This is a genomic window from Nocardia sp. NPDC004151, assembly GCF_042874235.1.
Lineage (GTDB): Bacteria > Actinomycetota > Actinomycetes > Mycobacteriales > Mycobacteriaceae > Nocardia.
The window spans coordinates 110442-123336 of sequence record NZ_JBIAMR010000009.1 but is presented as its reverse complement, the minus strand read 5'-3'; the positions used below and the strand labels follow the sequence as shown (position 1 = coordinate 123336).

15 protein-coding genes are annotated in these 12895 nt (G+C 70.1%); 3 read left to right on the top strand and 12 right to left on the bottom strand.

Translation table 11 applies throughout. The features are described 5' to 3' along the window. The first annotated feature begins 50 nt into the window (after positions 1-50). Positions 51-1493, top strand: a complete 1443-nt coding sequence (gene gndA / locus ACFYTS_RS21390; RefSeq protein ID WP_357278256.1) for an NADP-dependent phosphogluconate dehydrogenase — start codon at positions 51-53, stop codon at positions 1491-1493. Between the two features lie 93 nt (positions 1494-1586). Here gndA and ACFYTS_RS21385 read toward each other — a convergent pair whose 3' ends face one another. The 6 genes from ACFYTS_RS21385 to ACFYTS_RS21360 all read right to left on the bottom strand — a co-directional run bounded on the left by ACFYTS_RS21385 (position 1587) and on the right by ACFYTS_RS21360 (position 6157). Then, complete coding sequence (locus ACFYTS_RS21385) at positions 1587-2363, bottom strand: helix-turn-helix transcriptional regulator (protein ID WP_357278253.1); 777 nt, start codon at positions 2361-2363, stop codon at positions 1587-1589. 423 nt (positions 2364-2786) lie between these two features. Then, complete coding sequence (locus ACFYTS_RS21380; RefSeq protein ID WP_387306621.1) at positions 2787-3503, bottom strand: vancomycin high temperature exclusion protein; 717 nt, start codon at positions 3501-3503, stop codon at positions 2787-2789. An 84-nt stretch (positions 3504-3587) separates the two neighbouring features. Beyond that, a complete protein-coding gene (locus ACFYTS_RS21375; RefSeq protein WP_357278248.1) occupies positions 3588-4217 on the bottom strand; it encodes a TetR/AcrR family transcriptional regulator in 630 nt (209 codons plus the stop codon). 144 nt (positions 4218-4361) lie between these two features. Further along, a complete protein-coding gene (locus tag ACFYTS_RS21370) occupies positions 4362-4535 on the bottom strand; it encodes a hypothetical protein (protein ID WP_213560258.1) in 174 nt (57 codons plus the stop codon). Between the two features lie 140 nt (positions 4536-4675). After that, positions 4676-5191 (bottom strand): gamma carbonic anhydrase family protein, encoded by a 516-nt coding sequence (locus ACFYTS_RS21365; RefSeq protein WP_357278245.1) that lies wholly within the window; start codon positions 5189-5191, stop codon positions 4676-4678. A 9-nt stretch (positions 5192-5200) separates the two neighbouring features. Beyond that, positions 5201-6157 (bottom strand): helix-turn-helix domain-containing protein, encoded by a 957-nt coding sequence (locus ACFYTS_RS21360; protein ID WP_357278243.1) that lies wholly within the window; start codon positions 6155-6157, stop codon positions 5201-5203. A 71-nt stretch (positions 6158-6228) separates the two neighbouring features. Between ACFYTS_RS21360 and ACFYTS_RS21355 the strand changes: the two genes are divergently transcribed. Further along, on the top strand, positions 6229-7023 hold the full coding sequence (locus tag ACFYTS_RS21355; protein ID WP_357278241.1) for an MBL fold metallo-hydrolase: 795 nt from the start codon (positions 6229-6231) through the stop codon (positions 7021-7023). A gap of 67 nt (positions 7024-7090) precedes the next feature. After that, positions 7091-8200, top strand: coding sequence for an alanine dehydrogenase (ald, locus tag ACFYTS_RS21350; protein ID WP_387306617.1), 1110 nt, complete (start codon positions 7091-7093; stop codon positions 8198-8200). A gap of 57 nt (positions 8201-8257) precedes the next feature. On the opposite strand, the gene sigJ is transcribed toward ald, so the two are convergent. The 6 genes from sigJ to ACFYTS_RS21320 form a co-directional block, all read right to left on the bottom strand. Next, positions 8258-9214 carry an RNA polymerase sigma factor SigJ gene (sigJ, locus tag ACFYTS_RS21345; protein ID WP_357278237.1) on the bottom strand — a complete coding sequence of 319 codons (957 nt, stop codon included), beginning with the start codon at positions 9212-9214 and terminating at the stop codon, positions 8258-8260. A 202-nt stretch (positions 9215-9416) separates the two neighbouring features. Continuing rightward, positions 9417-10418: a cobalamin biosynthesis protein gene (locus ACFYTS_RS21340; protein WP_387306886.1), complete on the bottom strand. Its 1002-nt coding sequence runs from the start codon at positions 10416-10418 to the stop codon at positions 9417-9419. A gap of 15 nt (positions 10419-10433) precedes the next feature. Then, entirely contained in the window at positions 10434-10589 is a 156-nt protein-coding gene (locus ACFYTS_RS21335; RefSeq protein WP_387306615.1) for a hypothetical protein, read from the bottom strand. A gap of 64 nt (positions 10590-10653) precedes the next feature. After that, positions 10654-11604 carry an SURF1 family cytochrome oxidase biogenesis protein gene (locus ACFYTS_RS21330; RefSeq protein ID WP_387306884.1) on the bottom strand — a complete coding sequence of 317 codons (951 nt, stop codon included), beginning with the start codon at positions 11602-11604 and terminating at the stop codon, positions 10654-10656. Positions 11605-11612: 8 nt separating this feature from the next. Beyond that, on the bottom strand, positions 11613-12110 hold the full coding sequence (locus ACFYTS_RS21325; RefSeq protein WP_387306613.1) for a low molecular weight protein-tyrosine-phosphatase: 498 nt from the start codon (positions 12108-12110) through the stop codon (positions 11613-11615). 122 nt (positions 12111-12232) lie between these two features. Continuing rightward, positions 12233-12838 carry a TetR/AcrR family transcriptional regulator gene (locus tag ACFYTS_RS21320; RefSeq protein WP_387306611.1) on the bottom strand — a complete coding sequence of 202 codons (606 nt, stop codon included), beginning with the start codon at positions 12836-12838 and terminating at the stop codon, positions 12233-12235. Positions 12839-12895: the final 57 nt, after the last annotated feature.

Below are 12895 nucleotides of genomic sequence, written 5' to 3'. Positions count from 1 at the left end.
GCCGAGGAGACTTCGTGCGGTCATCGACATCTGAACGGAGAGGCTGTTTCATGGCGACCTCGGAAGCGCGCGCCCAGATCGGCGTGACCGGCCTGGCGGTCATGGGTAGCAATATCGCCCGCAACTTCGCCCGGCACGGCTACACCGTGGCCCTGCACAACCGCAGCATCGGCAAGACCGACGCCCTGCTCGCCGAGCACGGCGGTGACGGCGACTTCGTGCGCACCGAGACCGTCGAGGAGTTCGTGGCCGCGCTGGAGAAGCCGCGCCGCGTGCTGATCATGGTGAAGGCGGGCGACGCCACCGACGCCGTCATCGAGGAGCTGGCCGAGGCCATGGAGCCCGGCGACATCATCATCGACGGCGGCAACGCCCTCTACACCGACACCATCCGCCGTGAGGCGGCGATGAAGGCGCGCGGCCTGAACTTCGTCGGCGCCGGCATCTCCGGTGGTGAGGAGGGCGCCCTGAACGGCCCCGCCATCATGCCGGGCGGCCCGAAGGAGTCCTACGAGTCGCTGGGCCCGCTGCTGGAGTCGATCGCCGCGCAGGTCGACGGCGTCCCGTGCTGCACCCACATCGGCCCCGACGGTTCCGGCCACTTCGTGAAGATGGTGCACAACGGCATCGAGTACGCCGACATGCAGCTGATCGGCGAGGCCTACAACCTGTTCCGTGACGCGCTGGGCTTCGATGCCAAGCAGATCGCCGACGTCTTCACCCAGTGGAACTCCGGCGACCTGGAGAGCTACCTGGTCGAGATCACCGCCGAGGTGCTGAACCAGGTCGACGCCAAGACCGGCAAGCCGCTGGTCGACGTCATCGTCGATGCCGCCGAGCAGAAGGGCACCGGCCGCTGGACCGTCAAGTCGGCCCTCGACCTCGGCATCCCTGTGACCGGTATCGCCGAGGCCGTCTTCGCCCGCGCCCTGTCCGGCTCCCGCACCCAGCGCGCCGCAGCCAAGGGCCTCGCCTCCGGCGTCCTGGGCGAGAAGCCCACCGACGTCGCCGAATTCACCGAGGCGATCCGCCAGGCCCTCTACGCCTCCAAGATCGTCGCCTACGCCCAGGGCTTCGACCAGATCGCCGCCGGCTCCGCCGAATACAACTGGGACCTGCACCCCGGCGACCTCGCCACCATCTGGCGCGGCGGCTGCATCATCCGCGCCCGCTTCCTCAACCGCATCAAGGAAGCCTACGAAGCCGACCCGGCCCTCCCGTCCCTGATCCTCGCCCCCTACTTCCGCGAGGCCATCGAGACGGCCATCGACAGCTGGCGCCGCGTGGTGGTCGTCGCCACCCAGCTCGGCATCCCGGTCCCGGCCTTCGCCTCCTCCCTCTCCTACTACGACGGCCTCCGCGCCGAACGCCTCCCGGCCGCCCTGACCCAAGGCCAGCGCGACTTCTTCGGCGCCCACACCTACGAGCGCATCGACGCCGAAGGCAAGTACCACACCCTGTGGAGCGGCGACCGCAGCGAAGTCCCCGCGTAAGTCGCGGTAGGACAACCGGTCTCATAACGAAGGCGGGGCAGGCGCCAATCGGCGCCTGCCCCGCCTTCGTTGTCGACTGCGAGCTGAATCGCCTCAGAGGGGGAGACAGAGCAATAGGACTATTCGGTCGGGGTAAGTTTCGCTTTGGATGGGGCCTACTTGGACGTTGTATTCGCGGATTGTGCCGGAGTTGGGGTTTCGGAGGCGGAGGGTGCGGACGGGCGGGGTGAAGTCGACAGTGCCTTCGGACCAGTATTGGCGGAAGTGGGGGTAACGGGCCAGATCGGCGACCAGGGTGGTGAGGGAGGGATCGTCGGGGAGGCGGCCGACGGTCATGCGGAGCCATTGGACGTAGAGGCGGGCCTCGGTTTGCCAGTCGGGTTCAACGAGTTTGGCTATCGGGTTGCCGAAGAGCCAGTGGAAGATATTGCGGTCCTCGCGGAGGCCGGGGAAGGCGGCGTACCAGTCGTCGTTGGCGTCGAGGACGTCGCCGCCAGGGGCGATGTAGGCGGCGAGGGCGGGGTGGAACAGGGCCAGGGCCTCGCGTTGGTCGGGGGTGAGGGAGTCGTACAGGTCCTCGGAGGTGGGGGCGTCGTCCACGCGCAGGCCCGCCAGGTCGAAGAGGTGGCGGCGGTCGGTGGGGGTCAGCGGCGCCTTGGTGTCGAGGCAGCGCAGGAGGGCTTCGACGACGGATCGGGTCGGGTTGCCGCGTTCGCCCTTCTCGAGCAGGGTGACGTAGCTGGCGCTGACGCCGGCGGAGTAGGCCAGGTGTTCGCGGGAGAAGCCGCGTTCGTCGCGGAGGCGGCGTAAGGCCTGGCCGAAGCTGGGAATCGAGATGTCATCCGCCAGCCGGTCGCCGTCTCCGGTCACCGATGCCCGCCTTCCCACTGCATGCTCATCGCCGATTCCCGCTCGCAGTCACCGACGAGCAACCCATAACGGGATGCTGCCACATAACTCGTTTCTCGACGGTCATGCATTAGATCCTGTTTGTGTGTGTCGGAGCGCTTGTGGCGGCGGTGCAGCGCGTGATATTCGCGCTTACCACATCGGGCCTCGATCGGGTACTGGGAAGGTGCTGGGTATCGCCATGGAGTCGGCGCAGAATCCGGGTTCGGCTCTCGTCGGGACATGGTGGGCCGCACTACTTTTCGAGGCGTCTTCAATTTCGCTCTCGAAAGGTTCTACATATGTGGGCTCTGGTTCTCGCCGCGGTCGGTCTCATGACGGGTAGTGCGGTGGCCGCGGGTGCGGCGGGTAGTGCGGGATCGCTGGCCGGGAATATCTGACCGGTCAGGGCTGCGGGTCCGCGGCCATCGCGTCGCGGACCGAACTCTCCTGTGCGCCACGGAATGTCGGCTCGGGGTGCAGGAGAATGGAATAGACGGCCTTGGTGTCGGCCAATTGCTCGCGCAGCCAATTCTGGCGATAGACCGTGGTGTGCGGCATGGTGTCGTCACCGACCGCGACCGTATCGATCCCGGCCGCGCGGCACAGCGCGATGGTGCGGGGCAGGCTGAAATCCTGGGTGACCGCGATGGCGGAGGTGACGCCGAAGATGTCGTGGGCGCGCACACACGATTCGTGGGTGCTGAATCCGGCGTAGTCGAGCGCGATCTTGGCGGCGGGCACACCCTGCTCGATCAGGTAGGCGCGCATGGCGGTCGGCTCGTCGTAGGTGGAGCGGCCGTTGTCGCCGGTGAGCAGCAGCGCCTTCACCTTCCCGGCCTCCAGCAGCTGCCGGCCCAGGTCCAGGCGGGCCTTCAGGTAGTCCGACGGCTTCCCGTTCGCCTTGACCTCCGCGCCGAGCACGATGGCGACATCGGCGGACGGGGCGCTCTCCACGCTGTACTCGTACTTCCGGTGCGCCATCCGGATCCACAGATCCGACGCGACCAGCACCGTGAATCCCAGCACCGCGATCACGGCGCAGATCTTCACCACCCGCCGCAGCGGCAACCACGTGGCGACCCGGCCGCGGGCGGAGCGGAGAGCGGAACGCAACTGCATGGTCGCCAGTGTGCCGGAACTCCCCGCGTCGATCGAACGACTTTTCGCCCGTGTCGGTGCCGTGGAGACGAAGAGGGTTCCGGCTCAGACCGGCTGCACGCCGATCATCGGCAGCACCGTGCGCCGCGCGAACTCGCGTGCCGCCGTCTCGTCGGTGAGCGGGATCAGCCCGTCCGGCGTCAGCACCAGCGACTGCCCCAGCCGCGCGAACACCTCGGCCACCAGATCGGCGTCGAAGTCCGGCACGTCCCCGGAAGCCTGTAGCGCGCGCAGTTTCTCGGCCAGATAGGTGCGCCCGACCGCGAGCACCGGCCCGGCCTCGGTGGTCAGCCGCGGCAGGATGGTCTCCGGCTCGGTGCGCAGCAGCCGCCGCAGCAGCTTGTTGTTGGCCAGCTGAATGATGAACGCCGCGAATACCTCCACCAGCTGCGCCTGCCCGGACTTGCCGCCCGCGGCGATCCGCACCCGCTCGTCGATCTCGGCGATGAACAGCTGCGCCTCGCGCACGCCGACCGCGGCGACCAGATCGTTCTTGGATTCGAATCGCCGGTACAGGGTGGCAGGGCTGATCCCGGCGCGACGGGCGATTTCCCCCATGCTGGTTCGCTTGATCCCGAAGTCCAGGAACGCCGACAGCGCGCTTTCCAATAGCTGTTCGCCTTCGCTCCGCGGCTTTTCGAGAATGCGTTGCAGGATGGTGGGAACGGACGGCATCGAGTCTCCAGTCGATCGGGTGGACGACCCCGCGACAGCGCGGTGAACGGCCGAGGCGCGGTAGCGCACAGGCCGATCCGAAAGTATCTCATTGCCGCGGGGTCGCGGTTCGTACCCCGTCCGATCAGTGAACGCCCGGTCCGGTCAGCGGACGTCGAGGGCGGCCATTTCGCTCTCGATGGCATTGGCCGCGAAATCGATGCCGCTGGAACGTAGTTCGTGGACTCGGCGTTGCAGCGCCTCGAATCCCCCTGGCTGCGCGGCGATGTCGGCCACGCTGATGCGCTGTCGGTGCATACCGTCGTGCTTGTACGACACCGTGAAACCTCCTGCTAGCCCCGAGCGCGCACCCGGCTAGCGGCTGCACAGCGCGGGCCGCCGGGAACGCATCCGCCGATGCTAGCAGCGGACTGACTGGTCACTTGATCAGTGTGGGGCTTCTCACACGCCCCCTTCAGTCACGCCTCTTGACCCTGGCGATGCAGCGCCGAGTTGTGCAGGTATGCGGCCGCATTCAGGCGAATGTGATCACGCTCGGCCTCGCTCAGCTCCCGGCGCACCTTGCCCGGGACGCCCGCCACCAGCGACCCCGGCGGAATCTGCGCGCCCTCCGGCACCAGCGCGTTGGCCGCGATCAGACTGCCCTCGCCGATCACCGCGCCGTTGAGCACCGTCGCGCCCATCCCGATCAGCACGTCATCGCCGACGGTGCAGCCGTGCAGAATCGCGTTGTGCCCGACCGAGACACCCTCGCCCACGGTGCACGGGAAGCCGGGATCGGCGTGCAGCACGCAGCCGTCCTGGATATTGCTGCGCGCGCCCACGGTGATCTGGTCCATGTCCCCGCGCAGCACCGCCGAATACCAGACGCTCACTTCGTCTTCCAGCCGCACCCGGCCGGCCACGGTGGCGTTGGGCGCGATCCACGCGGTCTCGTCGATCTGCGGCGCGTGCTCACCCAGCTGAATCCTCATGGGGCGAACTTAGCGGCGGAACAGGGCGCGGTGGGCCGCGGGGGTGGTGCCCAGCAGCCGGTGGAAGTGATGGCGCAGATTGACGCCGGTGCCCAGTCCGGAATCGGCGGCGACGCGATCCATGGTGTCGTCGGTCGATTCCAGCAGCAACCGGGCGTGATCGACGCGCTGCTGCAGCAGCCACTGCTGCGGGCTCGCGCCGGTGCGGTCGCGGAATCGCCGGGTGAAGGTGCGCCGCGACATGAGCGCCGTGCGTGCCCAGCCGTCCAGATCGACGGGCTCGTCGAGATGGGTGCGGGCCCAGACCATGGCGTGCTCGATCGGATCCTCGTCCACCGATTCGGGCACCGCGACCGGAATGTACTGCGCCTGTGAGCCACTGCGATGCGGGGCCAGTACGAGACTGCGCGCCAGCTCGGCCGCCATTCTGCTGCCGTGATCGGTGCGCACCAGATGCAGGCAGCAGTCGAGTGCCGCGGCCGTGCCGGCGGAGGTGATCAGATCGCCGTCGTCGGTCCACAACCGGTCGGCCCGCACCCGCACCGCCGGATAGGCGCGGGCCAGCTCCGTGGCCGCCGACCAGTGGGTGGTGATCTCGCGCCCGTCGGCCAGGCCGCTGGCCGCCACCGCCCACGCGCCCAGGCACAGGCCCACGATCCGGGCGCCGCGGGCGTGGGCCCGGTGCAGGGCGTCGCGAACCGGTTCGGGCAGTGGGCGATCGCGGTCCCACGCGGGGATCACGAAGGTGTCGGCGGTCTCGGCCGCCTCCAGCCCGTGGCCGACGACGATGTCGAATCCCGCGGGCGTGGCGAAGGTTCCGGGTTGCTCGGCGCACACCACCACGCGGTACGGACTGTGGTCGGGGCCGCCCGCGCCGATCCGGCCGAACACCAGGGTGGGGACCGACAGGTGGAAGGGGCTGATCCCGTCGTGCGCCAGAACGGCGACGGTGTGCTCGGCACGCATGGCCCGATCTTATCGATACGCGGCCTTCGGGCCACTGTCGGCGCTCGGTCCCGCGGACGAAACTCGATGCCATGACGAACAAGATCGACACCGCGGCCGCCCTCGAGATCCTCCACATCGGCGGTCCCACCGTGCGTTTCGGCTACGGCGACCTGACCTTCCTGACCGACCCGACCTTCGACGAGCCCGGCAACTACCCCGGCCCGGTCACCCTCTACAAGCTGGCCGGACCCGCCGTCCCGGTCGCGCAGATCGGCCCGATCGACGTGGTGCTGCTCTCGCACGACCAGCACGCCGACAACCTCGACGCCGCCGGTCGCGCGCTGCTGCCGAGCGTCGAGCACGTGCTGTCGACCCCCGACGCCGCCGAGCGCATGGAAGGCGTTCGGGGACTCGCGAACTGGGAATCGGTGCGGATCGGCGCGGTGACCGTCACCGGCGTGCCCGCGCTGCACGGACCGGAGGGCTGCGAGCCGCTCACCGGTGTGGTCACCGGGTTCGTCCTGCAGGCCGACGGGTTGCCGACCGTGTACGTCTCCGGCGACAACGCCTCGGTCGAGAACGTGCAGCGGATCGCGGAACGCTTCGGGCGCATCGACATCGCCATCCTCAATGTGGGGGCGGCGAACGTCGACCGCTTCGGCGATCTGGATCTGACCCTCAACGGCCGCACCGCCGCCAAGGCCTCGCTCGCGCTCGGCGACGCGCTGATCGTGCCGGTGCACGCCGAGGGCTGGGCGCACTTCTCCGAGCACCTCGACTACCTGACCCACCGCTTCATGCTCGCGGGACAGACCGACCGCCTGCGCATCCCGAGCCCCGGCGAGACCCTGACCCTCGAGCTCCCCGCCGCGGTCGCGCGCTGAGAACGGCCGCCGAATTCGGGCCGTGGCGCTGATGGCGGCGCGGCCCCGGCCGGGGAACGATGGCGGTATGAGAATCGGGGTTCCACGGGAGGTCAAGGAGCAGGAGTACCGCGTCGCCCTCACCCCGGCCGGCGCCGGGGAACTGGTGCGGGGCGGCCACGAGGTGCTGATCGAGGCCGGAGCGGGCCTCGGGTCCGGCTTCCACGATGCCGACTACCTCGCGGCGGGCGCCCGCACGGCGCCTACCGCCGACGACGTCTGGGACGCGGCCGAACTGGTGCTGAAGGTGAAAGAGCCGATCGCCGAGGAGTATTCGCGCATGCGGGCGGGGCAGGTGCTGTTCACCTTCCTGCACCTGGCCGCCTCGCGGGAATGCACCGACGCCATCCTGCGCTCGGGTATCACCGCCATCGCCTATGAGACCGTGCGCGCAGCCGACGGCACCCTGCCGTTGCTCGCGCCCATGAGCGAGGTGGCGGGCAAGCTCGGCGGCATGGTCGGGGCGTATCACCTGATGGCGCCGCAGGGCGGGTCCGGGCTGCTGCTCGGCGGGGTGCCGGGCGTGCGGCCCGCGGACACGGTGGTGCTGGGCGGGGGCGTGGCGGGCAGCAACGCGGCGACCGTCGCGGTCGGCATGGGGGCGCGGGTCACGGTGCTGGACACCAATATCGCGCGATTGCGGGAACTGGACGCCCGGTTCGGCGGTCGGATCACCACCATCGGATCGAATACCGCCGAGGTCGAGAAGGCCGTGCTGGCCGCCGATCTGGTGATCGGGTCGGTGCTGGTGCCGGGTGCGCGGGCCCCGAAACTGGTGCCCGACAGTCTGGTCGCGCGGATGCGGTCCGGCGCGGTGCTGGTCGATATCGCCATCGATCAGGGCGGCTGCTTCGAGAGCTCGCATCCGACCACGCACGCGAAACCGACGTTCCACGTGGCGGACACGCTGTTCTACTGCGTCGCGAACATGCCGGGCGCGGTCCCGCACACGTCCACCGTGGCGCTCACCAATGTGACGCTGCCGTACGCGCGCGCCATCGCGAACCTGGGCTGGTCGGGCGCGTGCGCCGCGGATCCCGGTCTCGCGCAAGGGCTCACCGCCGACGCCGGGCGGCTCTACTCGCCGGAGGTGGCGGCCGCGCACGGCCTGGGGCCGGCGACCTACACCTCATCCTGACCGGGCGGCGGGCCCGTGACCGGGGGAATCCGGTTGCGGGCCCGCGGTGTCCGTCGCTCAGGACTCGGACGAGCCCAGCGCCCAATCGGGTCCCGCGCCGTCGGCCGGGAGGTCGCGCAGCTTGTCCGGGTTGCGCACCACGTCGATCTTGGTGATCCGGCCCTCGTCGATGGTGAACGAGAAGACGCCGGTGTTCTTGCCGTCGAACACCACCAGACCGGGACGGCCGTTGACCAGCACCGGGCGACCCCACGCGCCGCCGACCTTCGACGCGAATTCCAGGAACCCGAGCAGCGTCGCGGCGACCTTGTCCGCGCCGTGCATCGGGTGCAGGAACGCCTGCACCTTGCCGCCGCCGTCGGAGGTGAAGGTGACATTGGTGTCGAGCACACCCAGTAGCGCGCTCAGGTCGCCGGAACGCCACGCCACCGCGAACGCCGACACCACCTTCTCGTGCTCGTCCGCGCTGGCGGGGAAGCGGGGAGTGCCGTTCTCCACGTGTTTACGGGCGCGCGAGGCCAATTGGCGCACCGCGGCGGGGGTGCGGCCCACGACTTCGGCCACCTCCGGACCGGTCATGCCGAAGACGTCCTGCAGTACGAACGCGGTCCGCTCGGCGGGCGACAGCGATTCCAGCACTACCAGCAGCGCGGTGGTGACCCGCTCGTCCTGCGAGATGCGGTCGGCCGGGTCGTCCCAGGTGGTGACCTCGGGCTCCGGAAGCCATTCGCCCACATACTGTTCGCGCCGCGCACGGGCGGACCCCAGGTAGTCGAGGGCCAGCCGCCCGGTGACCGTGGTCAGCCAGGCGCGCAGGTTCTCGATCTGCGCGTCCTCGGGGCTGGTCTCGTAGTACCGGACCAGTCGCAGCCACGCCTCCTGCACCACGTCGTCGGCGTCGCTGAGACTGCCGAGCGTGCTGTACGCGACCCGCCGCAGATAGCCGCGATGCTCCTCGAACTGCCGTGCCAGCTCGGCCTGATCGGGCCCGTCCGGCCGCTGCCCACCACTCATCGCACCCTCGCCTTCGCTTACGCCCGCCTGTTGGGCGAACCGTTCACAACACCGACGACACAGCTCATCGGAGTGTGACATTCACCCGATGAACTTAGCCAAGCCGACTGTCCGGTCTCGCGATTGCGGTCGGAGCGACCGCCGAAACGGACGCGAAGCGCGGGGCCGTTCCGGCGTCAGGGCCATGCCCCGAGGACGTGGGTCAGCGTTGGCGGCAGTACACAGCCGCCGCCGCGGCCAGCGCCGTGCCGAGCTGGACGGCCTCCGAGAGCCGGACCGCGCGGCGGAGATCGCGCACCCGTGGCACCGGGCCGTCGCCCAGTGTGGGCCGCATCTCGATCCCGTGCCGGTACTCGGTGCGCCCGCCGAGCGTCACCCCGAGCGCCCCCGCCATGGACGCCTCCGCCACACCGGCATTCGGACTCGGATGCTTCGCGGCATCCCGCCGCCAGGCCCGCCACGCATCACCCGGGCGGCCACCGATCACCGGCGCGAGCGCGGTCGTGAGCAGCCCGCTCACCCGCGCGGGCGCGAGGTTCGCGACATCATCGGTCCGCGCCGCCGCCCACCCGAACCGCTCGTACCGCTCATTGCGATAGCCGACCATCGCGTCGAGGGTATTGATCGCCCGATAGGCCAGCAGCCCCGGAACACCCGCCGCCGCGCCCCAGAACAGCGGCGCGACAGTCGCGTCCGAGGTGTTCTCGGCGATGGATTCGAGCGCGGCCCGCGCCAGCCCATCCGCATCGAGCGCCTCGGGATCCCGCCCGCACAGCGACGGCAGCAACGCCCGCGCCCCATCGATGTCCCCGGACTCGAGCCGATCAGCCATATCCCGCCCGGTCTTCGCGAGCGTGGTCCCGCCGAGCACGGTCCAGGTCACGGCCGCGGTGAGCGCCACCTCCGCCACCGCCCGCCCGAGCGAGATCCCACCCCGGCCCGCCGAACGCCCTCGCGAGATCCGCCGCCCCGCGCCGGCCTGCCCGGACGCCAGGCGCCGCAACCCGATTCCCAGCCCCGTCGCGGCGCCGACCAGCACGATCTCGTGCACAACACCGGCGGCGCGGCTGTCCCGATAAGTGACCTGCTCGACCCGCATTGCCGCCGAACCGAACCCGGCCACCGGATGCCCGCGCCGAGGATCGCCCAGCACCCGATCCAGCCCGAAGCCGAGCAGCAACCCGGCCGCAGTAGCAGTCCCCATACGCACCCGGCGAGGCTAGCCGAGCCGACGGCACGCCCGGCCCCCGGCCGCCGCGCACACCGTCAGGCGACCGTCCTGGCGGGAGATCGGTGCGCTCAGCACGAACGTGACGATGGCCCAGGTGCCGACGCCCCGATGGCCGTGCACCCTCGGATTCGCGCGCTCGGACACCGTGCGGAGTTCAGGAGTCTCGGGAGGCTGCGGTGCGGTCGCGGTCGGCGGCGCTCGGCCGGAGTCAGCGGCGGGTGCCGCCGTAGCGGTCGGCGAGGCGGGCCTCGTTGGCGGTGGTCTTCGCCTTGATCGGGGCCGGATCGTTGGGTTTGGCCGTCGGCGAGGGAGTGGGAGATTCGGCGGTGTCGGCTGTCGTCGCGGTCTCGGGCGCCTCGGTGACCTGTTCGGCCGGGGTGGCGGGTTGGGCGGCGGCGTCGGACTTCTCGCGGCGGCGGGCACGGATCTCGGCCCAGACGAAGTAGCCGAGGCCGAGGGGAGCCATGACGCCGAAGGCCAGCCATTGCAGGCCGTAGGAGAGGTAGGGGCCGGCGTCGAGCTGGGGGAGGGCGTCGGGGGTGAAGGCGCCCGGCTGGCCCACGTCGAGCTGGAGGTAGCCGCCGAGGCCGTCGGTGGGGATGGGGGTGAGGGGGAGGCCGAGGACGGTGGCCTCCTGGGCGGTGTCGGTCGTGTACACCTGCCGGAAGCCGTCCTCGGTGGTCGGCGGCTTCTTCTCGATGACGCCCTCGGAGGCGCGGATACGGGCCTCGAGGTGCTGCGGCCCGGTCGGCGGGTCGGCGATGGCGGGCGGGCGGGTGCCGCCCTGCGCGGCCGCGATCTGGCCGCGGTCGACCAGCAGGGTGCGGCCGTCGTCGAGCCGGAACGCGGCGAGCACGGTGTAGGCGGGCTGCCCGTCGAGGTGGCGCAAGCGCACCAGGACCGTCGAGTTCGGGACGTAGCTGCCGGTGGCGGTGACGCGCCGCCATTCGGTGTTCTTGCCGTCGCCCGACAGCAGCCCGGCGATGTCCACCGGGTCGGCGTGCACCGACGCGGCGATGCGGTCGTTGCGATCGGAGGTGCGGGTGTTCTTGCCCAGCTGCCAGGGCGCGAGCACGGTGAAGCACAGGTAGGCGAAACCGGCGACCACCACGGCCAGGATCAGCCAGCTCGGGCGCAGCAGGAAGGTGAGGCGACGCAGCAGTGCGCTCATGCGTCCCGGCCTCCGTCCCTCGGATCCTCGCCGAGCTGTTCGCGCACCCAGTCCAGCATCCCCGGCACGGCCGCCTCGATCTGTTCGCGCACCAACGTGAAATCGGACTGGTCGCCGTAGTACGGGTCCGGCACCGAGCGACCGTCCGCGTCCGGGTCGAAACTGCGCAGCAGCCGCCGCCGGTCCGACGGCACCCCCATCCGGGCCAGGTCCCGCTCGTGCCCGGTGTCGAGCGCCACCACCAGATCGGCGTCGCGATGGTCGGCCCCGATCACCGCGGCAGTGTGCCCGGTCGGATACCCGTGCGCGCTCAGCTCCCGATCGGTCCGGTAGTCGGCCTCGTCCCCGACATGCCAGTTCCCGGTCCCGGCACTGCTCACCCGCACCCGATCCGCCAATCCCGCGCGCTCGAGATGCGCGGCGAAGATCTTCTCGGCCATCGGGGACCGGCAGATATTGCCGGTGCAGATGAAGGTCACATGCAGCTCACCCATGATCGCCCAGCCCAGCCTTTGTTCTTACGCCACTTCCGGTAGCTCGGTGTCGTCCCTGTCGGACCGGTCAGCATTCATCCTCACGGTAATGGACGCGCCGGTGTGACTCGGCATCCCGGCCGTCACCTGCCGAGGGCCCAGCCGAACAGCAGTTCCACATCGTCGTGGTCGGCGCGGGTGAGCGTGTAATCGGGCAGGGCGACCATGGGCAGGCGCAGGCCGTCGAGTGCCGCGCTGAGCACCCTCGCGGCCGCGATCGGTTGCGGAGCGCCGGCTTCCGTGAGGGTCGCGACGACGAGCTCGAGGGTCTCGTCGTTCCACCGCACCACCAGCGGAGCCAGATCCGGTTGCCGGACCACCTCGAGGTACAGGCTGAACACGGACATGATGCGGCGTGTGGGAGCCATGCTCATCAGCAGCCAGCGGTCGGCCAGGTCGGCCGGGGAGGCGGTGCGCAGATCGAAGTCGCGGCGCAACTCCCCGAGCATCTCCCGGGTCGAGGCGATGTCGCGGCGCACTGCCTCCTCACAGGTCGAATACACCAGTTCAGCGCGGGTGGGGAAGTGGTAGGTGATCGACGCCAGGGAAACTCCGGCCGCGGCCGCCAGCGCGCGGGTGGTCAACGCGGGCAATCCGTCACGCGCCACCAGTTCGAGCGCGGCGTCGAGGACGAGCTGGTAGCGCTGTTGGCCGCGGGCGCGCCGCCCGTCCGTGTATCCGGTTGTCACCGTCACCTCCTCCTGGGCCCAATCTTGCCTGATGAATGGAGGGCGAATCTACAGAAA